24 protein-coding genes are annotated in these 25,923 nt (G+C 71.6%); 15 read left to right on the forward strand and 9 right to left on the reverse strand.

Going from position 1 to position 25,923, the window contains the following annotated elements:
* The 3 genes from ACWD6P_RS32075 to ACWD6P_RS32085 all read left to right on the forward strand — a co-directional run.
* Positions 1-153, forward strand: a 153-nt coding sequence (locus ACWD6P_RS32075; protein ID WP_451447725.1) for a transglycosylase SLT domain-containing protein, incomplete at its 5' end; no start/stop codon positions are given.
* A 303-nt stretch (positions 154-456) separates the two neighbouring features.
* Positions 457-1,320, forward strand: a complete 864-nt coding sequence (locus ACWD6P_RS32080; RefSeq protein WP_451447700.1) for a lysozyme — start codon at positions 457-459, stop codon at positions 1,318-1,320.
* 223 nt (positions 1,321-1,543) lie between these two features.
* Complete coding sequence (locus ACWD6P_RS32085) at positions 1,544-1,993, forward strand: spore-associated protein A (RefSeq protein ID WP_451447701.1); 450 nt, start codon at positions 1,544-1,546, stop codon at positions 1,991-1,993.
* Positions 1,994-2,145: 152 nt separating this feature from the next.
* Here ACWD6P_RS32085 and ACWD6P_RS32090 read toward each other — a convergent pair whose 3' ends face one another.
* Together ACWD6P_RS32090 and ACWD6P_RS32095 are read right to left on the reverse strand one after the other, a co-directional pair.
* On the reverse strand, positions 2,146-3,588 hold the full coding sequence (locus ACWD6P_RS32090) for a phytoene desaturase family protein (RefSeq protein ID WP_451447702.1): 1,443 nt from the start codon (positions 3,586-3,588) through the stop codon (positions 2,146-2,148).
* 4 nt (positions 3,589-3,592) lie between these two features.
* A complete protein-coding gene (locus ACWD6P_RS32095; RefSeq protein WP_451447703.1) occupies positions 3,593-4,678 on the reverse strand; it encodes a LacI family DNA-binding transcriptional regulator in 1,086 nt (361 codons plus the stop codon).
* A gap of 410 nt (positions 4,679-5,088) precedes the next feature.
* On the opposite strand from ACWD6P_RS32095, the gene ACWD6P_RS32100 reads away from it, so the two are divergent.
* The 6 genes from ACWD6P_RS32100 to ACWD6P_RS32125 are packed head-to-tail and all read left to right on the forward strand — an operon-like array spanning position 5,089 to position 14,651.
* Positions 5,089-6,381 (forward strand): ABC transporter substrate-binding protein, encoded by a 1,293-nt coding sequence (locus tag ACWD6P_RS32100; RefSeq protein ID WP_451447704.1) that lies wholly within the window; start codon positions 5,089-5,091, stop codon positions 6,379-6,381.
* The gene (locus tag ACWD6P_RS32105) at positions 6,354-7,265 is read left to right on the forward strand and encodes a carbohydrate ABC transporter permease (protein WP_451447705.1); all 912 of its coding nucleotides are present in this window, start codon (positions 6,354-6,356) and stop codon (positions 7,263-7,265) included. Before ACWD6P_RS32100 ends, ACWD6P_RS32105 begins: the two co-directional genes overlap by 28 nt.
* Positions 7,262-8,137, forward strand: a complete 876-nt coding sequence (locus tag ACWD6P_RS32110) for a carbohydrate ABC transporter permease (protein ID WP_451447706.1) — start codon at positions 7,262-7,264, stop codon at positions 8,135-8,137. The genes ACWD6P_RS32105 and ACWD6P_RS32110 overlap by 4 nt, the downstream gene beginning before the upstream one ends.
* A gap of 46 nt (positions 8,138-8,183) precedes the next feature.
* Complete coding sequence (locus ACWD6P_RS32115) at positions 8,184-9,410, forward strand: glycoside hydrolase 5 family protein (RefSeq protein ID WP_451447707.1); 1,227 nt, start codon at positions 8,184-8,186, stop codon at positions 9,408-9,410.
* Between the two features lie 45 nt (positions 9,411-9,455).
* Entirely contained in the window at positions 9,456-11,549 is a 2,094-nt protein-coding gene (locus tag ACWD6P_RS32120; protein ID WP_451447708.1) for an endo-beta-N-acetylglucosaminidase, read from the forward strand.
* A gap of 60 nt (positions 11,550-11,609) precedes the next feature.
* Complete coding sequence (locus ACWD6P_RS32125; RefSeq protein ID WP_451447709.1) at positions 11,610-14,651, forward strand: alpha-mannosidase; 3,042 nt, start codon at positions 11,610-11,612, stop codon at positions 14,649-14,651.
* 37 nt (positions 14,652-14,688) lie between these two features.
* Here the strand turns inward: ACWD6P_RS32125 and ACWD6P_RS32130 are convergent, their stop codons facing one another.
* The gene (locus tag ACWD6P_RS32130; protein WP_451447710.1) at positions 14,689-14,997 is read right to left on the reverse strand and encodes a hypothetical protein; all 309 of its coding nucleotides are present in this window, start codon (positions 14,995-14,997) and stop codon (positions 14,689-14,691) included.
* Positions 14,998-15,193: 196 nt separating this feature from the next.
* Between ACWD6P_RS32130 and ACWD6P_RS32135 the strand changes: the two genes are divergently transcribed.
* The 3 genes from ACWD6P_RS32135 to ACWD6P_RS32145 all read left to right on the forward strand — a co-directional run bounded on the left by ACWD6P_RS32135 (position 15,194) and on the right by ACWD6P_RS32145 (position 16,841).
* Positions 15,194-16,219, forward strand: coding sequence for an alpha/beta hydrolase (locus ACWD6P_RS32135; RefSeq protein ID WP_451447711.1), 1,026 nt, complete (start codon positions 15,194-15,196; stop codon positions 16,217-16,219).
* 114 nt (positions 16,220-16,333) lie between these two features.
* On the forward strand, positions 16,334-16,528 hold the full coding sequence (locus tag ACWD6P_RS32140; RefSeq protein ID WP_451447712.1) for an antitoxin: 195 nt from the start codon (positions 16,334-16,336) through the stop codon (positions 16,526-16,528).
* Positions 16,529-16,601: 73 nt separating this feature from the next.
* Positions 16,602-16,841: a hypothetical protein gene (locus ACWD6P_RS32145; RefSeq protein WP_451447713.1), complete on the forward strand. Its 240-nt coding sequence runs from the start codon at positions 16,602-16,604 to the stop codon at positions 16,839-16,841.
* Between the two features lie 80 nt (positions 16,842-16,921).
* Here the strand turns inward: ACWD6P_RS32145 and ACWD6P_RS32150 are convergent, their stop codons facing one another.
* The 4 genes from ACWD6P_RS32150 to ACWD6P_RS32165 all read right to left on the reverse strand — a co-directional run bounded on the left by ACWD6P_RS32150 (position 16,922) and on the right by ACWD6P_RS32165 (position 21,048).
* Complete coding sequence (locus ACWD6P_RS32150; RefSeq protein ID WP_451447714.1) at positions 16,922-17,125, reverse strand: cold-shock protein; 204 nt, start codon at positions 17,123-17,125, stop codon at positions 16,922-16,924.
* A gap of 293 nt (positions 17,126-17,418) precedes the next feature.
* A complete protein-coding gene (locus ACWD6P_RS32155) occupies positions 17,419-18,663 on the reverse strand; it encodes a D-alanyl-D-alanine carboxypeptidase family protein (RefSeq protein WP_451447715.1) in 1,245 nt (414 codons plus the stop codon).
* Between the two features lie 128 nt (positions 18,664-18,791).
* Positions 18,792-19,568, reverse strand: coding sequence for an endonuclease I family protein (locus ACWD6P_RS32160; protein WP_451447726.1), 777 nt, complete (start codon positions 19,566-19,568; stop codon positions 18,792-18,794).
* A gap of 262 nt (positions 19,569-19,830) precedes the next feature.
* The gene (locus tag ACWD6P_RS32165; protein ID WP_451447716.1) at positions 19,831-21,048 is read right to left on the reverse strand and encodes an MFS transporter; all 1,218 of its coding nucleotides are present in this window, start codon (positions 21,046-21,048) and stop codon (positions 19,831-19,833) included.
* Positions 21,049-21,385: 337 nt separating this feature from the next.
* Between ACWD6P_RS32165 and ACWD6P_RS32170 the strand changes: the two genes are divergently transcribed.
* Positions 21,386-21,790: a hypothetical protein gene (locus ACWD6P_RS32170; RefSeq protein ID WP_451447717.1), complete on the forward strand. Its 405-nt coding sequence runs from the start codon at positions 21,386-21,388 to the stop codon at positions 21,788-21,790.
* 18 nt (positions 21,791-21,808) lie between these two features.
* Here ACWD6P_RS32170 and murJ read toward each other — a convergent pair whose 3' ends face one another.
* Both murJ and ligD read right to left on the reverse strand, forming a co-directional pair.
* Entirely contained in the window at positions 21,809-23,503 is a 1,695-nt protein-coding gene (gene murJ / locus ACWD6P_RS32175) for a murein biosynthesis integral membrane protein MurJ (protein ID WP_451447718.1), read from the reverse strand.
* Positions 23,504-23,512: 9 nt separating this feature from the next.
* Complete coding sequence (gene ligD / locus ACWD6P_RS32180) at positions 23,513-24,406, reverse strand: non-homologous end-joining DNA ligase (protein ID WP_451447719.1); 894 nt, start codon at positions 24,404-24,406, stop codon at positions 23,513-23,515.
* A gap of 30 nt (positions 24,407-24,436) precedes the next feature.
* Between ligD and ku the strand changes: the two genes are divergently transcribed.
* The gene (gene ku / locus ACWD6P_RS32185; RefSeq protein ID WP_451447720.1) at positions 24,437-25,450 is read left to right on the forward strand and encodes a non-homologous end joining protein Ku; all 1,014 of its coding nucleotides are present in this window, start codon (positions 24,437-24,439) and stop codon (positions 25,448-25,450) included.
* A gap of 96 nt (positions 25,451-25,546) precedes the next feature.
* On the forward strand, positions 25,547-25,921 hold the full coding sequence (locus ACWD6P_RS32190) for an RNA-binding S4 domain-containing protein (protein ID WP_451447727.1): 375 nt from the start codon (positions 25,547-25,549) through the stop codon (positions 25,919-25,921).
* The last annotated feature ends 2 nt before the right edge of the window (positions 25,922-25,923 follow it).

Below are 25,923 nucleotides of genomic sequence, written 5' to 3' on the forward strand. Positions count from 1 at the left end.
GGCCTCCTCCAGGTGATCCAGCCCACCTTCGACCGCTACCACGTCTCCGGCACCCCCCACAACCTCGTCGACCCGGTCGCCAACATCACCGCCGCCGCCAACTACGCCGCCGACCGCTACGGCTCCATCGACAACGTCAACTCCGCCTACTGACCAGCGGAGCGACGCCGGCTCGCACAGCGGCGGATGGCGCGTGCGCCGCTGAGCGGTGAAGCGGAGCGGGTCCCGGTACGGCCGGGGCCCGCTCCGCCTTTGTGTGCCCTGGCGGCGGCCGGGGCCGGACCGTGTCGGGGTGACCCCTTCTGACGGCCAGACGGGTGAGATGCGGGGCCGGTCGGCGGACTGACGGCCTGTTGGGTCATAGAGTCAGGCAGTTCTGCGTATAAGTCTTTTATCGGCAGAATTCTGCTCAAAAGCTGCCGAACCTGACTCAACCGAAGGCCTCGGAGGCATGCGATGCCCTTGCGCAGATCCGGTCCGGCCCGCCGCGCAGTCCCCTATGCGGCCGGAATGCTCGTTTCTCTTCTCTCCGTGCTCGCTCTGCCCCTCGCGCTGCCCGGCCTGGCCACGGCGTCGGATGCCGGTAAGAGACCCGCCCACCCCGAGCAGGACTGGATGGGCTCCACCATCGCCGCCCGCGAGGGCGGCGACCGGGCCGGCGGCGGGCTGGAGGCGCAGGGGGCGCACGGCCGCGCCGTGGCCGGTGTCGATGTCTCCAGCCACAACCACCATGTCGCCTGGTCGGCGCTGCGCAGGTCCGGGGTGCGTTTCGCGTACGTCAAGGCCACCGAGGGGACCAGTTACAAGAACCCGTACTTCGCGCAGCAGTACCGGGGTTCGTACGAGGCCGGCATGATCCGGGGCGCGTACCACTTCGCGCTTCCCGATCACTCCAGCGGCAGCTCGCAGGCGCGGTACTTCGCGGACCACGGCGGCGACTGGTCCAGGGACGGCCGGACGCTGCCCGGGGCGCTCGACATGGAGTACAACCCCTACGGCGCCACCTGTTACGGGAAGAGCCACAAGCAGATGGTCAACTGGATCCAGGACTTCGTGGAGGCCTACCGGGAGGAGACCGGCCGCGACGCGGTCATCTACACCTCCACCAACTGGTGGAAGCGGTGCACGGGCAACTCGGGCAAGTTCGGCCGGACGAACCCGTTGTGGATCCCGCGCTACGGCTCCTCCGTCGGCGCGCTGCCGGCCGGCTGGCGGTACCACAGCATCTGGCAGCACACCTCCTCGGGCCACCCGATCGGCGACCGCAACCGCTTCAACGGGAACTACAACCGCCTGAAGGTCCTCGCGAACGGCGGCTGACCCGCCGCCCCGCCCCCGCGCACCCCGACCGGTCCCCGGCGCCGCAGCAGGCGCCGGGGACCGTCGCATGCCGTCCCCGTCGGGCCGCCGGCGCACCGCCGCCGCCCTCGGCAACACGCCCGGAATATCCGGGAATTCGCGCCCGAGTACAACCATCGGCGGCCGAAGGCGGTCCAACACTGCGAAATGACCACGAGACGCACCACCCGACGGGGGTTTTCCCATGAAGCGTTCACGTGCCATCGCAGGATCCGCCGCACTCGCCGTGGCCGGCCTCGCCACCATGGCGACGGCCACCACCGCCTCCGCCGCCCCGGCGGCCGCCGCGTACAACGGGGCCTGCGGCAGCGGCTACAAGGTCGTGAATTCCGTACCGGTCACCGGAAAGGGGACCGTGTACCTGACGTACAGCGCGACAACCGGAAAGAACTGTGTGGTGACGGTGCGGAACAGCCCCGGTAGTCCGGTGTACATGTACACCTATCTCACGGCCACCGACGGCAGTTCCGACTGGGTTTATGACAGCGGCGACTACACCTCGTACGCCGGCCCGGTTTATCTGCCCGCAAAGGGCCGGTGTGTGGATTGGGGCGGCACGATCCAGTCGGTCAGTGTCAGTGTTTCCGGTTCCAATTGCGGCCGAATGGCGGCCGGGGTCGTCACGCACCACTGACGTACCGCCGACCGCTGCGCCGAGTGCCGTGCGGCGGCGGGTTCCCGGGCTCGCGTCCGGGAACCCGCCGTCGCGGCGCGCCTTCTCCCGGAAGCCAACTCGCCTTCCCCGCAAGCGCCTTGACCGGGCGTGCGGCCGCCGGGCCGGCCGGATCACTCCAGGCCCAGCGCCCGCAGTGCGGAACGTGCCGCGTTGTGGCCGCTCATGCCGTGGGCGCCGGCACCCGGCGGGGTGGACGCCGAGCAGAGGTACACGCCGGGGACGCCCGTGCGGTAGGGGTCGAGGGCGATGCGGGGGCGCATCGTCAGCTGGAGCGGGGTGTTGGCGCCGCCGATGATGTCACCGCCGACGAGGTTGGCGTTGCCGCGTTCCAGGTCGGCGGTGGTGGTGGAGGTGGCGGCGACGATGCGTTCGCGCGTGCCGGGCGCGAAGCGCTCGAACTGCGCCAGCATCGCGGCGGTGGCGTCGCCGCGGTAGCCGTGCGGCACATGCGCGTACGCGGAGACGGGGTGGATGTCTCCGGCGGAGCGGCCAGTGTCGGCGAGGTACGACTGGGAGACCAGCAGGAACGGCCGCTCGGGCATCCGCCCGCGGTGCACCTCGCGCTCCGCGTGCGCGATCTGCTCGAAGCTGCCGCCCAGATGTACGGTTCCGGCCCGACGGCAGGCCTCGGCGCGCCAGGGGATGCCGCCCTCGACCGCCAGGTCGAGCTTGAACGCGCCGGGTGCGGGCCGGTAGCGGGTGTAGGCGCGGCGTACCCGCGGCGGCAGCCGGTCGCCGATCACGGCCGCGGCGGCCGCCGGGGCCAGGTCAAGCAATACCGTTGCGGCGGGCGGTAGTTGGTCGAGCGAGCGGATGCGTACGCCGGTCTCGATGCGCCCGCCCAGCGCCCTGAGCAGGGCGGCCAGCGCGTCGGCGATGGCGCGGGAGCCGCCCTTGGCGACCGGCCAGCCGTACCGGTGCCCGGCCGCGATGACCATGACTCCGACGGACGCGGCGGCCGGCTGTGTCAGGGGGCCGAAGAGATGCGCCGCCACCCCGCCGAACAGGCCGCGGCCCGCCTCCGTACGGAAGCGGCGGGCGACGAGCGTGGCGGGCTGCAGGGCGCGCAGGCCGAAGCGCGCGAGGCGGAACGGATGCCGGGGCACCGTGACGAGTGGCCGCATCACCGCGTCGGCCAGCACCTCGGCGTCCGCGCTCAGCGGTCCGAACAGCCGTTGCCAGGCAGGCCCGTCGGCGCCCAGGGCGTCGGCCGTCCGCTCCACCGACCGGTACAGCGCCCCGGCTCCTCCGCTGTCCACCGGGTGGGCCAGATCGATCTCGGGCCAGCACCACTCCAGTCCGTGTGCCGCGAGATCCAGCGTGCGCAGATACGGGGAGCCGGCGCCCATCACATGCGTCGAGGAGCAGTGGTCGAAGAGCACGCCGGGTACGGACAGCTCGCCGCTGCGGACCCCGCCGCCGATCTCGTCGGCCGCCTCGAACACCGTGACCCGCAGCCCGCGGCGGGCCAGTGTGACCGCCGCGGCCAGCCCGTTCGGCCCGGCTCCCACCACCACTGCGGAGTCTCGCTCCCGCCCTGTCCGTAACGTCATGCCCTCAGCATGCGGGAGGGCATGGGCCGGTGCTCTCCCGGGCCTCCAGATGCGGCTGTTCGCCCTGTACGGTGCGCAGCGGTCCGCCGTCGAGCAGGGCGAGGAGTTCCCGGGCGGCGAGGCGCCCGAAGCCGGGGGTGTCGCGGACGAGGGCGGTCAGCCGGGGGTGGGTGACGCGGCAGAGCGCCGAATCGTCCCAGGCCACGATGGACAGGTGGGCGGGTACGGGGATGCCGCGTCCGGCGGCGACCGAGGCGCCGGCCACGGCCATCACGTCGTTGTCGTAGATGATCGCGGTGGGCGGCTTCGCGGCGTCGAGGATGCGGCGGGTGGCTTCGGCTCCTTCGGCGTCGGAGTAGTCGGTGGTCACGGAGCGGACCTGGTGTTCGCCGAGGCCGCGGAGGGCCGCTTCGGTACGGAGTGAGCGGATGCGGCGTGCGGTGTGGGCGAGGCCGGGCATGCCCGCCACATGCACGATGCGGCGGTGTCCGAGGCCGTGGAGGTGGTCGAGGACCCGGGCCATGGCCTCGGAGTCATCGGCCCAGACGGTGGAGAGCGCGGACTGCGGGTGGTCGGCGGGCCGCTGCCCGGGCGGGCCGCCGATGACGACGGCCGGCAGGCCGAGGGCGGCGAGCAGCTCCGGCCGGGGGTCCTCGGTGCGCGGGTCGACCACCAGGACGCCGTCCACCCGGCGTTCGGCCCACCAGCGGCGGTAGAGCGCGCACTCGGCGTCGAGGTCCTCGACGACCTGGAAGAGCAGCGCGGTCTTCCGTACGGAGAGCACTTCCTGGATGCCGGAGACGAGTTGCAGGAAGAAGGACTCCACGCCCAGGGTCTGCGCGGGCCGGGCGAGCACCAGCCCCAGGGCGCCGGCGTGCTCGCCGGACAGCGCGCGGGCGGCGCTGTTGGCCTGCCAGCCCAGCTCCTCCGCGACGCGCCGTACGCGGGCGCGGGTGTCCCGGGAGACGCCCGGCCGGTCGTTGAGGGCGAAGGAGACGGCGCTCTCCGAGACCCCGGCCCGGCGGGCGATGTCCTTGATCGTCGGTCGGCGCGCCGGCTTGCGGCGGGCGGCCTCACCGGGCGCTGTCATGGCGGGCTCTCCTCGGCCTAAACCGCATTAGTGCGCTCAGTCTGATCAGCGTCGGGGGGTGTGTCAAACGCCGGGCGTTGATCGTTGCGGACGCCGGTTCCGGAGCATCCCGGCGGACCGTGCCGGGTGGTCGGGGATCAGGGTATTGACACCTACTAAAACGCATTAGTAGCGTCTTCCGCGTCGTCGTCTGAGGGCCTTGTCCGAGGTCCCTTGTCCGAGGTCCATTTTCCTTTCTGGCCCGCAGTCGATTGTGGCTGCTTTTTGCTTCCTGTTCTGCCGCCGCACCACACGTTGATCGTCCGGCACGTTGATCGTCCGGCACGTCGATTGCCCGGCCGCCGCCCGCACCGTCCGGTCCGCGCGGCGATCCCCTCGGTGTCCGGTCCCAGCAAAAGGAGCCGCCAGCGATGCGTTTTCCCAGTCGAGCGGCCGCCGTGACGGCGGCTCTGGCCACCTCGGCGCTCGCCCTGACCGCATGCGGGTCCCCAGGAGGATCCGGCGGGCCGGACAGCGCTTCGGGGAAGGTCGAGGGGCAGGTCACTTTCCAGACCTGGAACCTCAAGGCGAATTTCAAGGATTACTTCGAGGACCTCATCGCGGATTTCGAGGACAAGTATCCGGATGCCCAGGTGAAATGGGTGGATCAGCCGGCCGAGGGATATCCGGAGAAGCTGAGTGCGGATGCGGCGGGCGGAACGCTTCCGGATGTCGTCAATGTCTCCCCGGATCTCGCGTATCCGCTGGCGAGGGCGGGGCTCGCACTCGACCTGGAAAAGGCCGCGGGAAAACACCGGGGAGAGTATCTCCCCGGCGCGTGGAAGAGTCATGAGATGCCGGGGATGCCGGGGGTCTACGCCTTTCCCTGGTATCTGAACACCGGGCCGATGTTCTACAACAAGTCCCTCTTCGCGAAGGCCGGGCTCGACCCGGAGAAGCCGCCGACCACCTACGACCAGCTCTTCACGGACGCGGTGGCGATGGCGGAGAAGAGCGGGCGGCGGATTGCGATGCTCGCCAGTACGCCGTCGATCGAGGACTTCGGACGGTACGGCGTGCGGCTGATGAACGCCCAGGGCACGGAGTTCACCTTCAACGAGCCCAAGGGCGTCGAACTGCTGCGGCACTACCGGAAGCTGTACACGGCCGGGGCGCTGGACTCCCAGGCGCTCACCGCGCAGGCGGAGTCGTCGGGGCGGAAGTTCCAGCAGCAGTCGGTGGCGATGAATCCGGGCAGCGCGCTCGATCTGGAGAACTTCAAGAAGGAGGCGCCGGGCCTCTACCGGCACATCGGCATCACGGACGCGGTCAACAACACCGGCAAGGCCAATATGTACGTCCAGGGCCTGATGGTGAACGCCCAGAGCAAGGTCAAGCCGGCGGCGGTGGCGTTCGCCCGCTTCGTCACCGACGAGAAGAACCAGATGGCCTTCGCCAAGGAGGTCACGGTCTTCCCGAGCACCAAGGGCTCGCTGGACGATCCGTACTTCACCCAGCAGGACGGCACCGACGCGACCCGGGTACGGGTGGCCGCGGCCACGTCGCTGAAGACCGCGGTGAACTACACCCCGGTGCTGCTCAGCGACCAGATGAAGACCGTGCTGCGCAACGCGGTCGCCAAGGCCGTACAGGGCGAGCAGTCCCCCGAGGCGGCGCTGGACGGAGCGGTCGCCGAGTGCAATCGCCTGCTGCGGACCGGCTGAGGACGAGGCGCTCCGTGAAGACACACAGGCCGGCCAGCCCATGGCTGTTCCTCGCTCCCGGGCTGCTGATCGTGGGCGCGTTCGGCCTCTATCCGTTCCTGAGCACGGTGGGGCACTCCTTCACCGATGCCCGCACGCTCACCGCGGGGCGGTTCGTCGGCGGCGCCAACTACCGGGAGCTGATCCATGACGCGATGTTCTGGACGGGGCTGCGCAACAGCCTGCTGTACGTGCTGGGGGTGGTGCCGCCGCTGGTGATACTGCCGCTGCTGCTGGCCATGCTGGTGCAGCGGCAGATACCCGGGATCACGTTCTTCCGGGCCGCGTTCTACACGCCGGTGGTCGCCTCCGTCGTCGTGGTCGGTCTGATCTGGGTGTGGCTGCTGGACGACCGGGGGCTGATCAACGCGCTGCTGGAGGCCCTGGGCTTCGGCCGGGCCGGCTTTCTCAGCGATCCCTGGCTGCTGCTGCTCAGCGCGATGGCGGTCACCGTCTGGAAGGGCCTCGGCTACTACATGATCATTTACCTTGCGGCGCTGGCGAACGTTCCCCGGGAGCTGCACGAGGCCTGCGCGGTCGACGGCGCGGGCGCGGTGCGCCGCTTCGTGACCGTCACGGTGCCCGCGGTGCGCGGCACGATGGTGCTGGTGGCCGCGCTCTCCGCGGTCAGCGCCTTCAAGGTGTTCTCCGAGGTCTATCTGATGGCCGGTCCGACCGGCGGCCCCGGCGGGGCGGACACCACCTTGGTGATGCTCGTCCGGCAGGTCGGCACCGGTCTCAGCGGCCGGGTCGGCTACGCCTCCGCGCTGTCCGTCGTCGTCTTCGTGATCACCGTCGGGCTGATGCTGCTGGTGCTGCGCGCGGGCCGCAAGGAGGAGACATGAGCGCCGCGGGCGCCACCGCACCGCGGCGGCGCGACGACGGGCAACGGCGGCTGCCGTGGTGGCAGTTGCTGCTGCGCTATCTGCTGCTGCTCGCCGTGCTGGCACTGACCGTCGGGCCGTTCCTGTGGCAGCTGTCGACGTCCCTCAAGGGGCCGGGCGAGGACATCTACCGCTCTCCGCCGAGCCTGATCCCGCAGGAGGTCACCCTGGCCAACTACGCCGGCGTCGCACGGATCATCCCGGTCTGGGACTTCGCGCTGAACTCCCTGAAGGTCGCCGGCGCCAATGTGCTCACCAACTGCGCGGGCGCGGCGCTGGCCGGCTACGCGCTGGCCCGGATGCGTTTCAGGGGCCGCGGGGCCGCACTGGTCGTCTTCGTCATGGCGATGCTGGTGCCGGTCGAGAGCATCATGATCGCCCAGTTTGTGACGATGCGGGAGCTGCAGCTCAACAACACCCTGCTCGGTGTGGTGCTGCCCGGCTGCATCGGGGCGATGAACGTGCTGCTGATGCGGAACGCCTTCGCGGGTCTGCCGTACGAGGTCGAGGAGGCGGCGTTCGTCGACGGGGCCAATGCCTGGCAGCGGTTCGTACGGATCGCGCTGCCGTCGGTCAGGGGCACCCTCGCGGTCGTGGCGATCTTCGCGTTCATGGGGGCCTGGGACGACTTCCTGTGGCCGCTGATCGTGCTGAGCGACCAGTCGAAGTTCACCCTGACCATCGGCCTGAACTTTCTGCACGGCACCTTCGCGGACAACCAGCGGCTGGTCGCGGCCGGCACCGTCATCGCCGTCGTCCCGCTGATCGTGCTCTTCGCCTGTCTGCAGCGCTACTTCTTCCGCGGCGTCGGCGAGGGCGCGGTCAAGGGCTGAACCGCCCCGGCCCGCCCGATCCCCGCCCCGTACCCACAGGAGCCCCATGCGATTCGGCGCCAACTACACCCCCACCCAAGGCTGGTTCCACCACTGGCTCGACTTCGACCTGGACGCGGTGCGCGCCGACCTCGACTCCCTCGCCGTCCTCGGCCTGGACCACATCCGGGTCTTCCCGCTCTGGCCGCTCTTCCAGCCCAACCGCACCCTGATCCGGCCGCGCGCCGTGGAGCAGCTGGTGAGGCTGGCGGACGCCGCGGCCGAGCGCGGCCTCGACGTCAACGTCGACGGGCTGCAGGGCCATCTGTCGAGCTTCGACTTCCTGCCCGCCTGGACGCAGACCTGGCACCGCCGCAACATCTTCACCGACCCGGAGGTGCTGGCCGGCCAGGAGGAGTATCTGCGGACGCTGGCGGCGGCGCTCGCCGACCGGCCGAACTTCCTCGGGATGACGCTCGGCAACGAGATCAACCAGTTCTCGGACGGCCCGCACCCGGACCCGGACCGGATCACCGCCGGGCAGGCCGAGGCCTGGCTGACGCGGATGCTCGCGGCGTGCGAGCGGGGCGCGCCGGGCCGGATGCATCTGCACGCCGCGTACGACGCCGCCTGGTACCGCGACGGCCACCCCTTCACGCCCGCGCAGGCCGCCCGGCTGGGCGCCGTCACGGCCGTGCACTCCTGGGTGTTCAACGGGACGGCACAGCGGCACGGTCCGACCGGCACGGCCACCGAGCAGCACGCCGCGTACCTCATCGAGCTGTCGAAGGCCTGGGCGCAGGACCCGCACCGCCCGGTGTGGCTCCAGGAGGTCGGCGCCCCCGCCCCGCACATCCCCGCCGAGGGGGCGGCACGCTTCACCACGGCCACCGTCGCGGCCGCCCTGGACTGCCCGGACCTGTGGGGCGTCACCTGGTGGTGTTCGCACGATGTGGCGCGCTCGCTGGCGGACTTCCCCGAGCTGGAGTACGGGCTGGGGCTGCTCGGCAACGACCGTACGGTCAAGCCGGCGGGCCGGGCGATCGCGGCGCTGGTCGAGGAGTGGCGCGGCCGTACGCACCGGCCGCCGGTGCGTACCACCGCGCTGGTCGTCGACACCGGCGGTGCGGCGGCGCCGCGGCGGTCGGTGTGCGCGCCCGGCGGCCCGGTCTTCGAGGCCTGGGCGGAGCTGACCGCCCAGGGCGCCCGGCCGGCTCTCGTACTGGCCGAACTCGCCTCGGATGCCGCACATTTGACGTCCCGTGGGATCACCGAGGTCGTCCGCGCGCCGTAGGTCCCGCGCCACCGCCACCATCCGTCCCCACCGGAGGAGCACCTCATGAACCGGCAACCGCTGCCCGTCCCCCGCCGCCGTGTGCTGCTGGCCGGGGCGGGCGCCGCGGCCGCGCTGCTCGGACCGTCCCCCGGGGGCGGCCGGGCGCTGGCCGCCGGCCGTCCCGGGGCCCGCGCCGCGGACTCCCTGCAGCCGTACGCGTCGTACTGGTTCCCCGACTCGCTGCCGTCGGGCACGCCCGGGGAGGGCGTCACCTGGCGCAGTCTGGCGGCCTGGCGGCCCGAGACCGACCGGGATCTGGCGTTCAACAGGGCGACGGTGCCGCTCGCCGAACGCTTCACCCCGGTCCCGGCGAACACCACGGCCCGTGCGGGCCAGGCCCGGATCAGCGCGCTGGCGGCCTTCGACCACACCGCGGGCAACCCGTCGCAGGGCTCGGCGACTGCGGACTACTACGCGCCGACCCACTGGGCGTACCTCGACGAGCTGGTCTTCTGGGGCGGCTCCGCCGGCGAGGGCCTGATCCTGGCCCCGAACGCCCCGGTCGTCGATGCCGCGCACCGCAACGGCGTGCCGGTACTCGGCACCGTCTTCCTGCCGCCGGCCGCCTACGGCGGGCAGCTGCGCTGGACCCGCGATCTGGTGCGCAGGGACGCGGCGGGGCGCTTCCCGCTCGCCGCGAAGCTGGTGCAGGTGGCGACCGTGTACGGCTTCGACGGCTGGTTCCTCAACGCGGAGACCGAGGGTGGCGACGCCGCGCTGGCCGCCGAGATGCAGGCGTTCCTGCGGGCGCTGCGGGCCGCGGGCGCCGGGCACGGGCTGCGGATCACCTGGTACGACGCGCTGAACACGACCGGGCAGGTCGGCTGGCAGGGCGCGCTCAACGAGCTGAACCGGCCGTTCTTCCAGGACGCCGCCGGGCCGGTCGCCGATGCGCTGTTCGTCGACTTCCGCTGGAGCGCGCGGCGGCTGGCGGAGTCGGGACGGCTGGCGGACCGACTGGGCCGCAGCCGCTACGAGTTGTGGGCGGGCATCGATGTGGAATCGGCGGGCTGGGACACCCGCACCGACTGGGACGCGATCGTCCCCGCCGGGCGCGACCATGTCGTGTCGTACGGCTTCTACCGTCCCGAGTGGACGCTCACGCACCTTCCCGCGGGGCGTACGCCGGGCCAGTTCCATGCCGCGGACGACCGGTTCTGGTCCGGTGCGGGCCTGGATCCGGCCGGGCCCGGCCGGGCGGGCGGTGGCTGGCGGGCACCGGCCACCGCGGTCGCCGACCGTTCGACGCTCACCGCGCTGCCGTTCGCCACCACCTTCAACACCGGGCACGGTCTGCGCTGGTACGAGGGCGGCGTGGCCACCTCCGACACGCCCTGGAACCATCTCGGGCTGCAGGACCGGCTGCCGCCGAGGCGCTGGGCGGTACGGACCGGGGGCCGGCGCCCGGACGTGTCGCTGGACTTCGCCGACGCCTGGCGCGGCGGCAGCAGTCTGCTGGTGCGCGGTGCCCTGGACGCGCCCGCGACGCTGGAGTTGTTCTGGGCCCGGCTGCCGGTGGACGCAGCGACGGTCATCGACCTCACCCATCGTCTTGACGCGTCGTCGGGGCCGGTGACCGTCGAGGTCGCGGTCGCGCTGCGGGCGGCACCGGCGCCGGGCGAGCCCGCTCCGTACGTGTTCCGGCCGGCCGGGGCCCTGAAGCCGGGCGGCGGCTGGCGCACCGACTCCGTACGGCTCGGCCCGTCCGGCTCCGGCACGCTCCATGTGCTGGGTGTGCGGCTGACCGGCCACGGGGGTGCGGCGGCGGCCTGGCGGCTGGGCGCGCTCGCGGTCCGTGCCGCCGCCGCGACCCCGGCCCCGCCCACCGGCCTGGAGATCACCGACTCCGCCACCGCGGACGGGGCGGTCTCGCTGCGGTTGCACTGGCAGCGCGCCGCCGGTCCGGTGCGGCACTACGAGCTGCACCGCCGGCATCCGGACGGCGGGCTGCGGTTCCTCGGCGGGACCTGCGGCACGGCCTTCTACGTACCGGGGCTGCGGCGCGCGGGGAACGAGCCGGCCGCCCGGCTCCAGCTACGCGCCGTGTCGGAAGTGTTCACCTCCTCGGAGCCCGCCGAGGCCGAACTCCCTTGGTAAGGAAGGCCGTTGCGGGCAGCCGTCGGCTCCCGTACCCCTCGACGCTACGGAGTCATCGCCATGCATGACGATCGCGCACTGATCGAAGCCCGTCTCCAGCGGGTCCTGGACGAGCGGATCCGGCCCGCGCTGTATCCGGAAGCGGTTCCGCTGGAGGTGTCGGCCTGGGTCGCGCCCGGCGAGCCGGTGCCGGTGGCGGAGGGGCTGGCCGCCACGCACACACCGGTGGCGGTGGGCGATGCCTGGGGCGCGCCCTGGGGCACGACCTGGTTCAAGGTGGTCGGCGAGGTGCCCGCGCGGTGGGCGGGCCGCACCGTGGAGGCCGTGCTGGACCTGGGGTTCGACGAGCGGATGCCGGGCTTCCAGTGCGAGGCGCTGGTCCATCTGCCCGACGGCACTCCGGTCAAGGCGATCAATCCGCGGAACCAGTGGGTGCGGGTGGGCGCGCCGGTCCGCGGCGGTGAGCGCGTCGAGTGGCATCTGGAGGCCGCGTCCAACCCGGTCTTCCTCGATGTCCACCCGTTCCGCCCCACCCCGCTGGGCGACCGGGAGACCGCGGGCAGCGAGCCGCAGTACCGGCTGGCGCGGATGGACCTGGCGGTGTTCGACACCGAGGTGTGGGAGCTCATCGTGGACCTGGAGGTGCTGGGCGAGCTGATGGCGGAGCTCCCGGTGGACGGCCCCCGGCGCTGGGAGGTGCTGCGGGCGGTCGGCCGGGCGCTGGACGCGGTGGATCTGCAGGACGTGGGTGCGACGGCGGGGGCGGCGCGTGCGGAGCTGCGCGCAGTGCTGGCGGCGCCCGCGGGGGCCTCGGCGCACCGGATCAGCGCGGTGGGGCATGCGCACATCGACTCGGCGTGGTTGTGGCCGCTGCGCGAGACGGTGCGGAAGGTGGCGCGGACGACGTCGAACATGACGGCGCTGCTGGAGGACGAGCCGGAGTTCGTCTACGCGATGTCGCAGGCCCAGCAGTACGCGTGGATCAAGGAGCACCGGCCGGAGGTCTACGCCAAGGTCAAGAAGGCGGTCGCGGAGGGGCGGTTCGTACCGGCGGGCGGGATGTGGGTGGAGTCGGACACCAATATGCCCGGGTCGGAGGCGATGGCCCGGCAGTTCGTGCACGGCAAGCGGTTCTTCCTGGAGGAGTTCGGCGTCGAGAACGAGGAGGCGTGGCTGCCGGACACCTTCGGTTTCGCGGCGGGGCTGCCGCAGATCATCAAGGCGGCGGGCTCGAAGTGGCTGCTGACGCAGAAGATCTCCTGGAGTCAGATCAATGCGTTTCCGCATCACACCTTCCGCTGGGAGGGCATCGACGGCACCCGGATCTTCACGCACTTCCCGCCGGTGGACACCTACAACTGCCAGATGGCGGGCAGCGAGATCGCCCATGCGGCACGGAACTTCAAGGACAAGGGCGTGGCCCGGCACTCGCTGGCGCCGACCGGCTGGGGCGACGGCGGCGGAGGCACCACCCGCGAGATGATCGCCAAGGCCCGCCGGCTGCGTGACCTGGACGGTTCGGCCACCGTGGAGTGGGAGCGGCCGGCGGAGTTCTTCGCGAAGGCGGAGGCGGAGTATCCGCAGGCGCCGGTGTGGGTGGGCGAGCTGTATCTGGAGCTGCACCGCGCGACCCTCACCAGTCAGGCGAAGACCAAGCGCGGCAACCGGCGCAGCGAGGCGCTGCTCCGCGAGGCCGAACTGTGGTCGGCCACCGCCGCCGTACTGGCCGGGCACCCCTATCCGTACGCCGAGCTGGACCGCATCTGGAAGACGGTGCTGCTCCATCAGTTCCACGACATCCTGCCCGGCTCGTCCATCGCCTGGGTGCACCGCGAGGCGGCGAAGACCTATGCGCTGCTCGCCGCGGAGCTGGAGGGGATCATCGCGTCGGCGCTGGCGGCGCTGGCCGGCGAGGGCGGCGGGCACCTGGTGGCGAACGCCGCGCCGCACGCCCGCGGCGGGGTCGCGGCCGGTGCGGTGGCACCCGCGGTGGCCGAGGGCCCTGCGGTGTCCGCCGCGCCCCGCGACGGCGGTGGATTCACGCTCGCCAACGGCCTGCTGCGGATCGCGATCGACGGCCGCGGCCTGGTGGTCTCCGTGTACGACCACCGGACCGACCGTGAGGCGGTGGCACCGGGCGGGGCGGCGAATCTGCTGCAGATCCACCCGGACTTCCCGAACATGTGGGACGCCTGGGACGTGGACGCGTTCTACCGCAATGTCGTCACCGATCTGACGGACGCGGACGAGGTCGTGCTCGGCGAGGTGGGTCCGGACGCGGCGACGGTGCGGGTGACCCGTACCTTCGGGGACTCCCGTGTGGTGCAGTCGCTGACGCTGGCGCGCGGGCAGCGGCGGCTGGACATCGACACCGAGGTCGACTGGCACGAGACCGAGAAGTTCCTCAAGGCCGCGTTCCCGCTGGATGTGCATGCCGAGCGCTACGCCGCGGAGACCCAGTTCGGGCATCTGTACCGGCCCACGCACACCAACACCAGCTGGGAGGCGGCCAAGTTCGAGGCGTGCGCGCACCGGTTCGTGCATCTGGAGGAGCCGGGCTGGGGCGTCGCGCTGGTCAATGACGCGACCTACGGCCATGACGTCACCCGCACCGTCCGGGAGGACGGCGACCGGGGCACCACCACGACCGTACGGCTCTCCCTGCTGCGCGCCCCGCGCTTCCCCGACCCGGAGACCGACCAGGGTCTGCACCGCTTCCGCTATGCGCTTCTCCCTGGTGCCGGCATCGGCGATGCGGTGCGCGAGGGTCATCGCATCAACCTGCCCGAGCGCCGGATCAGCGGTGCGGTCGCGGTGCCGCCGCTGATCACGGTCGGCAATGACGCGACGGTGGTCACGGCGGTCAAGCTCGCCGACGACGCGAGCGGCGATGTGGTCGTGCGGCTCCACGAGGCACATGGCGGACGGGCCGCCACCACCCTCACGGCCGGCTTCGAGGTGGCCGGTGCCGTCACGACGGACCTGCTGGAGCGGCCGGGCGGTGACGGCCCGGCGATCGAGCGGGACGGCCGCACGATCAGGATGCGGCTGCGCCCGTTCCAGATCGTGACCCTCCGGCTGAGCCGGGCGGGGGACCGTTAGCGACGGCAGCGGGGCGGAAGGGGGGGCGGGGCCGGTGTCAGTCCCCGGGCCCGCCCGAGGGTGACCGGGCGTCGCGGCAGGTGTCGCGGAACAGGCCGGTCCGCCGTGTGCGCCCGGCCCGCCGACCGCGGCCGGTCCCGGGGGCGGCGCGGCCCGGCTCCGGGCCGCGGTCCGCCTCCTGACCCGGGTCGCGGCCCGGATCCAGGCCCAGCATGTCCATCAGCAACGTCAGATCGTTCGCGTCCCGCGCCCGGCCGGCCAGCGCCTTCCTGGCGAGCCGTCGCTCCTCATCGCACGGCATGGCGCGCGGCGCGGTGTGCTCGGCACTGCGGTGTTCATCGCTCACCGCTGCATTCTCGGCCGGGCGGCGGAACCGTGCCCGTCGAGCGGGCCCGATGGCAGCGGACGGAATCCGCCGGGGCACCATTGAGCCGAATGGGTGAGCCGGGCGGTGCGCCCCGGTCCGCGGAGAGGGAACCTCCGCCGCCGGTTTTCCCTCTTTACGGGCACTTGTACCTTGATCCCCCGTCGCGGAGTCACCGTTGAAACACCCCTATGCCGTCGCGCTCGCGGCCACCCTCGTCGCCTGCTGCACGCTGCTCACCGGCTGCTCGGAGACCGGAAACCCGGTCGATTTCAACGCCGGCGCCAAGAACGACGGCGCCGCGCGGGTCAAGCCCGTGGACGACGACACCCTGATGCCGACCGGCCCCAAGAGCGACTTCCGGATCACCCGGACGCTGGACGACGGCACCCGTATAGCGCGCGCGACGCTCAAGGGCGCGAAGTCCGGCGTCACCGGCAGCGTCTGGGTCTGGGCGCCGAAGGAGTACCAGGACCCCAAGTACGCCAAGAGCGGTTTTCCGGTGCTGATGGCCCTGCCGGGCGGGCTGGGCAGCCCGAAGGAGCCGGGCGGGGTCACCAACTACTGGGTCGGCGGCGACATCGAGCTGCAGGAGAACATCACGAAGTGGACCCAGGAGGGCAAGAGCCTGCCGTTCATCGTGGTGATGCCGATGCTCAACCCGGACACCCAGTACCACGACGGCAGCGACATCCCCGGGCAGCAGAAGATGGGGACCTGGCTGACCGAGGACGTCGTCAACCTGACGAAGGCCAATTTCCGTACGTTCAAGTCGCGCGACGGCTGGGCCTTCATGGGCTCGTCCTCGGGTGGCTTCGCGGGCCTGAAGTCCGTGCTGAAGTACCCGGAGAAGTTCAAGGCGGTGATCGCCAGCGGCCCGGACATCGTGCCGGACTCGCCGCTGTGGGCCGGTCACCAGGCGGCCAAGGACGCCAACAATCCGGAGAAGCTCGCCCAGCGCCTCCTCCAGAAGGGCGGCCCGGACGTCTACCTCGCCTTCCAGGCCGGCACCAGGGAGTCCTCCGCCGTCACCGCCTCGATAGAGAAGTTCCGCCGGACCTACGGCAAGGGCCCGATACACACGTCCCTGCAGCTCATACCGGGCGGTCGGCACAACGCCTGGGACTACCAGAAGGGCATGGCGGCCGGTTCGATCAAGTTCATCAGCGACCAGCTGAAGGCGCCCATCGCGAGCGGGTCCTAGCCGGCCCGTCACGGCGGCCGGGGGCGGCCTGTGGCGTCCCCGGCGCGCGGATGCAGATCGCCTGGTGGGGGGCGATGCTGGAGGCGTGGGGGACCGTGGTGAGGAGGACGACTCATGTCCATGATGGACAAGATCAAGCAGATGCTGAAGGGCCACGAGAGCCAGACCGACAAGGGCATCGAGAAGACCGGCGACATGGTCGACGAGAAGACCCAGGGCAAGTACCCGGGTCAGGTCGACAGGGGCCAGGACAGGCTCCGGGACGAGTTCGGCGGCGGGCAGCGCAAGGACCAGCCGCCGCAGAGCTGAACCGGCGGCCGACCGGAGGCGGACTCCGGCCACCGCCCCCGCGGGGCCACCACCCCGCCCCTACGCTGTACGGATGATCTCCGCGTCGTCCGCCCGGCTCACCTCCGACGTCCTGATGCGCCCCGCGGCGCCCGGGGACGCCACCGCCCTCGCCCTCGCCTATCAGCGCAGCCGTGACCACCTCCGCCGCTGGGAGCCGGACCGGGACGACGCCTTCTTCACCCCCGCCGGGCAGGCGGAGCGGCTGCGCGGGCAGCTCGCGCAGCGGAGCGCCGGGCTGGCGATGCAGATCCTCAACGACCGGCGCCCCTGAAGGCCGTACGGGTGACGCCAGCCGCCACGCACGACGGCGCCCGCCCCCGAAGCCGGGGGCGGGCGCCGGTGCGCGCGGGGTCACGCCAGCCGGATCTTCTCCGCCTGGGGGCCCTTCTGCCCCTGGGTGACCTCGAAGGTCACCTTCTGGCCCTCCTGCAGCTCGCGGAAGCCGCTGGCGTCGATGTTGGAGTAGTGCGCGAAGACATCGGCGCCGCCGCCGTCCTGGGCGATGAAGCCGAAGCCCTTCTCCGAGTTGAACCACTTCACCGTGCCGGAAGCCATGTCCGTCTCCTTCGTTCAATGGGCTCGAATCGGCTTCCGCGCGTGCTTGCGGAAACCGGAGGTGATCGCCCTGGTCCGGACACGCACCGCACAGCAAGAACGCCCGTGAATGCGACACGGGCGCCCGGTACTTCGGAACCACGACAGCTGATCAGGACGCTACACCGAGCGACGCCCGGCGGGGAGCACAACCGTGGCTGACGCGTCGCCCATCACCGGGCAAGGCCAGTCGATTCCTCCGTATCCCCGACCGATCGGACGGATGTACGACATCGGCCGCGGGGGGCGCGGCCTCAGTCCGGCTCCCCGTCCCAGGCTCCGCGGGACGCGCGCCGGCGCCACCACAGGCCGGTGCCGAGCCCGGCGACGGCGACCGCACCGACGGCCCCGGCGGCCGGCAGCAGCCATCCGTGACCCTGCTCGGCCCCGGCTCCCGCCCGCGCCGCGACCTGCGCCCTGTGCAGGGTGGTGTGCGCATGCGGCCGGTGCACGGCGTGCGCGGATTCCCGCTGCCGCCCAGCGGGCGCCATGGTGGGGAGCATGCCGACCGCAGCGGCCCGCGGGGCGGCCTCGAATCCCCAGTCCAGCAGGTCGCGGGCCTCCTCGTAGACGGCGTTGCGGCCGCCGGCCCGCGGGTTCATGACGGTGACCAGCAGCGTCCGGCCGTCCCGCTCGGCGGCGGCGATCAGGGTGTTGCCGGCGTGCGACGTGTAGCCGTTCTTGACCCCGATGAGGCCGTCGTAGGGGCGGACGCCGTGCGAGCCGACCAGCAGCCGGTTGGTGTTCTGGATGACGGATCCGTCCGGGTCCCCCTCCGGGAGCTCGGCCCACTTGGCCGAGGCGAGGCGGGCGAAGTCCGGGTTGGTCAGACCGGCCTGCCCGAAGAGCGACAGATCGTAGGCCGACGAGTACTGGCCGGGCGTGTCGAAGCCGTCCGCGGACTCCACCCGGGTGTCGCGCGCGCCGAGGCGCCGCGCCGTCGCCTGCATGTCGTCGATGGTCTTGTCCCAGCCGCCGTTCATCCCGGCCAGGGTGCGCACCGCGTCGCTGCCCGAGCGCAGGAAGACGCCGTGCCACAGGTCCGCGACGCGGTACGGGACCTCCTCCTTGAGGCCCGCGAGCGAGCTGCCCGCCTCGATGCCGGTCAGGTCCTCGGCGGCGACGGTGTGCACCGCTGCCTGCGGGAACCTCGGCAGCACGGTCAGCGCGAAGAGGGTCTTGAGCGTGCTGGCGGGCGGCAGCGGCCGATGCGCGTTCCGGGCCGCCAGGATCCTGCCGCTCGGCAGGTCCGTCACCATCCACGACAGCGCGGAGAGCCTGGGCGGCCGGGGCACGTCGGGCCGGGGCTCGAACTGCACGCCCCGGCGGTCCAGCCGGTTTGCGCCACCGCCCGGATCGGCGGCGGGCGCGCCGGCCCGCAGGTCGTCGACGCCGTACGGCCCGTCGGCAGCGGCCGGCCCGGTCGCGGCCAGCAGGCTCGCGGCACAAACCGACAGTGCGACAACGACTCTGACGGGGGACCACCTCACGCTCGGCATGAGGCCACGCTAAGAACGCCCCTGGCTGCGCGCCGGTTGGCGTACTCCATCCGATGTCCGGCGCCCGGATGCCGTACGCGCCGGGCCGGGCTCGGTGCCTGCGGCGGCCGAGCCCGGCCCGGTACCGGTCACCAGATCTCGTTGACCCACTCGGGGTGGTCGATGAAGGGGTTCCGGTTGTGCTGGTACTTGTCGAAGATCACCTGATTGCGGTGCTTCTCGAAGTCGGACGGCGGGTCCTGCTGGCTCCACTGCTTCAGGACGGAGATCCGGCCGAGGTACGGCTGGCTGCCGTTGTCGACGTTGTCGTTGGGCTCCAGGTCGGGGAAGCCGTCGTCACCGTCGTAGCGGACGGCCATGTAGAGGATCATGCGGGCGACATCGCCCTTGTCGGCGTCGCGGGGCTCGAAGGAGTCGTCGTCGGTGCGGTTGCCGGGCGCCTCGCCGACCTCGGAACCGCCGTTGTCGAAGTCCTTGTTCCCGCGCGTGCTGTTGACGGTCACATCCGCCGGCCGCAGATGGTGGATGTCGGTTCCGGGGCCGGTGTCGGTCCCGAAGTCGCCGTGCGACTTCGCCCAGACGTGCTCGCGGTTCCAGTCGTCCGGTTCGGCGCCGTTGGCGTCCTTGCTCTGGGACTTACCGGTGTACAGCTGAATGATGTTCGCGCTGTTGGCCGGGTCCTCGTCGGTGTCCTTGAGCGCGTCCCAGACCTGGGAGTAGGTCAGCTTTCCGGTCTGGGTGCGGCTGATGATGCCGTGCAGCGAATTCTTGAGTTCCTGGCCGGTCTTGCCGACGGCGTCCTCGTAGTACGTGTCGTCATAAGCGGTGACGGACGTGACGGAACGGTGCGCCGCGGCCGGGTCGGCGGTCGCGGTCGCCGGGATCTGTGCGGCCACCGCCACCATGACCGTTCCGGCGGCGATGGCCAGCGCGCGGCCGCGGCGGGATATGTGGGTGTTCTCCACGAAGGGTGTCCTCTCCCCGAATTGTGGTACCCGGCCGTGAAATATGTGGGGCACGACCGGCACCGGCCGTTGGGAATACGGCCGCAGGAAGCTTTCCATCGCGGTAATCACCACAGTGTGAACACCAGGGGAGAGTTATGTGTCCACCCCGTGGCGACCACCGAATTCCGTACGAAAGGGCGGCGGAATCATCGACGCTCCGTCAGGAGTTCACCACACAGAGCAGTTCCGGCTCGGCGGCGGGCGCGGCGGCCGGCCTCGCCGGGGTCCCGGGCGGCGCCGCGCCGGGACGGCGGAGCAGGTCGGGCACCAGCGTGGCGATCCCGAGGACGGCCAGCGCGGCACCGAGCCACAACGGGGCCCGCAGCCCGAAGGAGTGGATCGCCAGACCGCCGACCGAGGAGCCGACGATGACGCCGAGGGTGATGAAGGACGAGTGCACGGTGTTGACCAACGGGCGGGCATTTCCGGTGCGTTGTACGCGGGTGGCCATTGCCGGATTCATCGTGACACCGACCAGACCGATCCCCGTCATCAGCGCCACCGCCGGAACGGCGAGATGGGCCAGCAGCGCGAACCCGGCCAGAAAGAGGAAATTCAGCACCAGACCGGCGAGTTGGACGCCGACCGTATGCCGGTCCGCGAGTCGCCCTACGACGGTGTTGCCGATCACGGTGGCAGCGCCGTATCCGATGAGCAGCAGTGGAACGGTGCCCGACGAAAATCCCGTGACCTCGGTCAGAATGGGATGGAAATAACTGAACGCGGAGAATGTCGCGCCGATGATCAGCGTACTGGTGGAGAGCGCCAGCCACAGCCGGGGATTCCTGAAGGCGACCAGCTCCTCCCGTACGCTCGCGTCGCCGCCGGCCCGCCCCAGCCGGGGAACTCCGGTGAGCGTGGCGAGCGCGGCCGGCACCGTGATTCCGGAAATCACCCAGAACGCCACCCGCCAGCCGAAGTGTTCACCGACGACCGTCGACAGCGGAAGTCCGAGCAGGGTGCCGAGCATCAGCCCGTTCATGAGCACCGCGATGGCGCGGCCGCGGACCTCCGGCCGGGTCAGCTGGACACAGAGCGACATCGCGACGCCGAAGAACGCCTGGGAGGCGACTCCGGTGACGATCCGCGCCGCCAGCATCACCCCGTAGTCCGGCGCGAGCGCGGCCAGCACATTGCCCGCCAGGAATATCCCGAACAAGACCGCCAGCGCGCTCTTCTGGCGGAGCTTCAGGACGGCGATGGTGAGAAACGGCCCACCGGCCGCCATGGCCACCGCGAAGGCGGTGATGAGATACCCGATCTGCGGAATGCCCACCCCCAGCCCGTCCGCCATCTGCGGCATCAGCCCGGCCACCACGAACTCGCTGGTCACCATGGCGAAGACCCCCATGGCCAGCACATATACGGCACGCGGCACGCTCCGACCTCCCTTTCACAACCGATCGTTCCAAAACGAGGGCAGGCGAAGGCCTCGGCAGCGATCCGCTGACGGGGTGTCACGACAGCCCGGAACGCCCCCGCCTGCACCGTCGGGGACTCTACAGCGTTTTGAACCGATCGTTTCAAAACGCCGACCGCTGCCGACCGCTGCCGACCGTTTCACACCGCCGTGCCCGCCCACCGCGACGCCAGGAACGGCAACCGGAAGGCGCGCCGCACCCCCATCGGGTGAACCCGCGCCGTTCTCGCAACCGGAGCGGCGCCGAACCGCTTCTCAGCAGCCGACGCCCGCTTCACCGGACCCGGAGGCCCCGATGTCGCTGTACCGCCCCACTCCCCCGCCGTACGGCGCACCACCGGACTACGCCCTCGCTCCGCCGCGCGCCGAGGACCGCTACGACACCCGCGCGCTGCCCCTGGATCTCCTCCTGCCGCCGCCCCGCCCGGAGGACCGGGTGCTCTCCGTACCGGCGCACCCCGATGACCTGCCGCTCCCTCCCCCGCGTCCCGAGGAGCGGCTGCAGGCACCCGTGGCCCTGCCCGATCGCCGGCGCCTCGACGTCCAGGCGGCGCTCACCGCGGCCGGAGTGGCGCCGGCGGCCGGGGACCAGGCCGCGGTGGCGGAGCTCGCGGGACTGAGCGACGCCACGGTCCGGGCCGTCATCGGCTGGATCGGGGCCGCGGCGCAGGCGTCCTGGCCGCGGCCGCACGCGGTGTGAGCGGTCGCGCCGCCCGGATCAGCGCAGGCCGGGCAGGGTGCGCAGCTCGCCGATCCGCAGAGCGCGGGCCAGGCCCAGAAAGATCAGCGCCATGGTGAGACCACCGGCGGCCAGGCCCAGAACGGGCGTCCAGCCCGCCGGAACCGGCACCCCGGAGCAGGCCCGGGCCGCGAGCCAGCCGACCGCTCCGGCCGCGGCGGCGGACACGGTCAGCTTGCCGTACGTACGGCACAGGCGCCGGCCGTCGAGGCGTCCGGCGAGCCGTCGGCGCAGCAGCAGCGCGGTGACCAGCAGTCCGATGCCGTATGCGACGGCGTAGGCGGCGGCCATGCCGGTGACCGACCAGCGCGCGGGCAGCAGCAGGTAACAGGCGGTGGCCAGGGCGACGTTGACGGCGCTGATCGAGAAGGCCGTCCAGAACGGCGTACGGGTGTCCTCGAAGGCGTAGAAGCCGCGCAGCAGCAGGTACTGGGCGGAGAACGGGATCAGGCCGAGGCCGAAGGCCTGCAGCATGTGCCCGGCGGGCGCGGCGGAGGCGACGTCCACGGTGCCGTGCGCGAACAGCAGTTGGGCCGTCTGCGGGCCGAAGACCAGGAAGAAGAAGGCGGCCGGGACGATCAGGACGCCGCTGATGCGCAGTGCGCGGGAGAGGTCGCCGCGCAGATCGTCCAGCCGGTGCTCGGCGACCGCGCGGCTCATCCGCGGCAGCAGCGCCGTCACCAGCGAGACGGTGACGATCGACTGCGGCAGCATCCAGATGGTCTGGGCGTAGCTGTAGGCGGTGAACCCCGCACCCGCGGTGGGGAGTTGCTGGTCGACGGCGCTCGCGTAGTGGGTGACGACGGTCATCGCGGCCAGGTTGGCCAGGACCAGCAGCAGCGTCCAGCGGGCGGCCGCGATGCTCTTGCGCAGGCCGGTGCCGCGCCAGTCGAAGCGGGGCCGGAAGCGGAAGCCGGCGGCCCGTACGAAGGGGATCAGCGCCAGGCCCTGCAGGGCGATGCCGCCCGTGGTGGCGATGCCCAGCAGGTCGATCTGGCCGGGGGTGATGTCCTCGATGCGGTCGGGACCGGCCAGCAGGCCGACGTAGATGCCGAACATCGCTATCAGGACGATGTTGTTGAGGACCGGCGTCCACATCATCGCGCCGAACTTGTCGCGGGCGTTGAGGACCTGGCCGAGGATGAAGAAGAGCCCGTAGAAGAAGATCTGCGGGAGCAGGAAGCGGGCGAAGACCACGGTGAGTTCGAAGGCGGCGTGGGTGCGGGGCGTGTCGGGGGTGTAGACCGCGACGATCTGCGGGGCCGCCCAGACCGAGAGCAGGGTGCCGGCCACCAGCACGCTCAGGACGAGGGTGACCAGCCGCTGCTCGTAGGCACGGCCGCCGTCCGCGTGCTCGGCCCTGGCGCGCACCAGCTGCGGCACCAGCACGGAGTTCAGCGCGCCGCCGATGAGCAGGGTGTAGATGCTCATCGGGACGACGTTGGCCGTGTTGTACGTGGTGGCCAGCAGGCCGGTGCCGAGCGCGGCGGCCTGCAGCACCTGCCGGATCAGGCCCGTGGCGCGGGAGACCACGGTGCCCATGGCCATCAGGAGCGATGAGCGCGCCGCCCCTCCCCCGGGGCCCTTGCTCCCCGTCTCCCCCTCGGCGCCGGATATCCGCCGGGTGGGCGCTCGCAGCTGCATCGTGTCGTCCGGTGACGTCCCCTCGATCATGAGGTCAATCTATGCGGTACCGGGCAGCGGACGGGCCCGGTCGGGGTCGAGCAGCGGCGCGTGCAGCTCGCCGTGGCGTTCGCGCCGGGGGGCGATCTCGCTGAAGAGGAAGCTGAGTTGCTCCGGGCCGGTGCAGCCGGCGATCTCGTCCCAGGTGACGGGCGCGGAGACGGTGGGGGTGGCGCGGGCACGCAGGGTGTAGGCGACGGCGGTGGTCTTGGCGGCGGCGTTCTGGGAGAAGTCGAGGAAGACCTTGCCGGGGCGCAGCGACTTGGTCATCTTGTCCACGACGAGGTCCGGGAGGGCCCGCGCGGCCTCGGCGGCCAGCGTCCTGGCGTAGGCGGTGGCCCGTTCGGACGGGGTGGGCTCGATGGGCGCGATGAGGTGCAGGCCCTTGGAGCCGCTGGTCTTGGCGTAGACCTCCAGGCCGTCGGCGGCCAGCCGCCGGTGCAGCCACCGTGCCGCGGCGCAGCACTCGACGATGGTGGCCGGTGCGCCGGGATCCAGATCGAGGACGAGGCGGTCGGCGATGCCCGGCGCGCGGTCCGTCCACTGCGGAACGTGCAGTTCGACGACCAGGTTCGCGGCCCAGACCAGCGAGGGGAGGTCCTGGAGCAGGACCTGGCGGGTGGGCCCGGACGTCGAATGGGGGACCTCGCAGGTCTGCACCCAGTCGGGGGTGCCGGGCGGCACGTTCTTGGTGAAGAAGCGCTGGCCGTCGGGGCCGTCGGGGTAGCGCAGGAAGGAGAGCGGCCGGTCGTGGAGGTGCGGGAGCAGCGCGTCCGCGGTGGTGGTGCAGTAGTGCAGCACCTCACCCTTGGTGGTGCCGGTCTCGGGATAGAGGACCTTGTCCAGGTTGGTCAGCGAGAGGCGCCGCCCCTCCACGACGGTGATCGGCGACATACGATGAGAATCCCACACAAGGGACGGAATATGCGTTCTATATGGAATGGGTCGATTACGTTCGGACTGGTCACCATCCCCGTGAAGACCTACAGCGCCACCGACCGCACCTCCTCGGTCTCCTTCGTCCGCATTCACGAGAAGGACGGCGCGCCGGTCCAGTACCGCAAGATCTGTGAGCTGGACGGCAAGGAGGTCCCGAACGAGGAAGTGGGCAAGGGGTATCAGCCTCCGGGCGACGACATCGTCGTGCCGATCACCGACGACGATCTGTCGCGGCTGCCGATGCCGACCGCCAAGACGCTGGCGATCCTGTCCTTCGTCGACCCTTCCGAGATCGATCCGATCCAGCTGGACAAGGCCTACTACCTGGGGCCCAACGGGGCGGCCGCGATCAAGCCCTACGCGGTGCTGCGGGAGGCCCTGGAACACCATCAGAAGGTCGCGATCGGCAAGGTGGCGATGCGCGGGCGCGAGTCGCTGGCGATGCTGCGGGCGCACGACGGGGCGATCGTGATGCACCAGCTGCTGTGGCCGGACCAGATCCGGCCCGCCACCGGTGTCGTCCCCGACGAGGTCGAGATCCGCGAGAACGAGCTGTCGCTGGCCGAGACCCTGATGGACTCCCTGGGCGAGCTGGACCCGGCCGAACTCCACGACGAATACCGGGAGGCCGTCGAGGATCTGGTCGCCGCGAAGCTGGAGGGCGAGGAGCCGGTCGCCCCCGCGACGCCCTCCGGCGCCCAGGTCATCGATCTGACGGCGGCCCTGGAGAAGAGCGTGCAGGCGGCGCAGGGCGGCCGCACGGAGGGCGCGGAGGCGGCGTCCGTGACGCCGATACGGGGACGGAAGACGGCGAAGAAGACCGCTTCCGCTGCGAAGAAGACCACGGCCGGCGGCACGGCCAAGAGGACCACCACGAAGGCCACCACGAAGGCCACCGTGAAGAAATCCGCGGAGAAAACCACGGAGAAATCCACGGCCAAAAAGGCCGCACCCAAAAAGGCCCCGGCCAAGAAGACCACAGCCAAGAAATCCGGCTGACCGGCTGACCGGCTCCCCCCCCCCCCCCGCCCGCCGGGCGCTGCGGTGTGCGCGGCCGTTCTGGAGTCGCGGCCGTTCTAGAGTCTGGGTATGGCTATGGCTTCAGACGAGGGGACCACCCGCATCGACAGCTGGATCTGGTCCGTGCGGCTCACCAAGACCCGTTCGCTGGCCGCGGCGGCCTGTCGCGCGGGGCACGTACGGGTCAACGGCGAGCGGGTGAAGCCGGCCCATGCCGTGCGCAACGGCGACGAGGTGCGGCTGCGCCACGCCGGCCGGGAGCGGATCGTGGTGGTCTCGCGGCTGGTGCGCAAGCGGGTGGGCGCGGCCGTCGCCGCCGAGTGCTTCATCGACAACAGCCCGCCGCCCCCGCCGCGCGAGGAGACACCGCTGGCGGCGCTTCGCGACCGCGGTACCGGTCGTCCCACCAAGCGCGAACGCCGCGAGATCGACCAGCTGCGGGGCCGCTGAGC

The sequence above is a fragment of the Streptomyces sp. NPDC002446 genome, assembly GCF_053595675.1.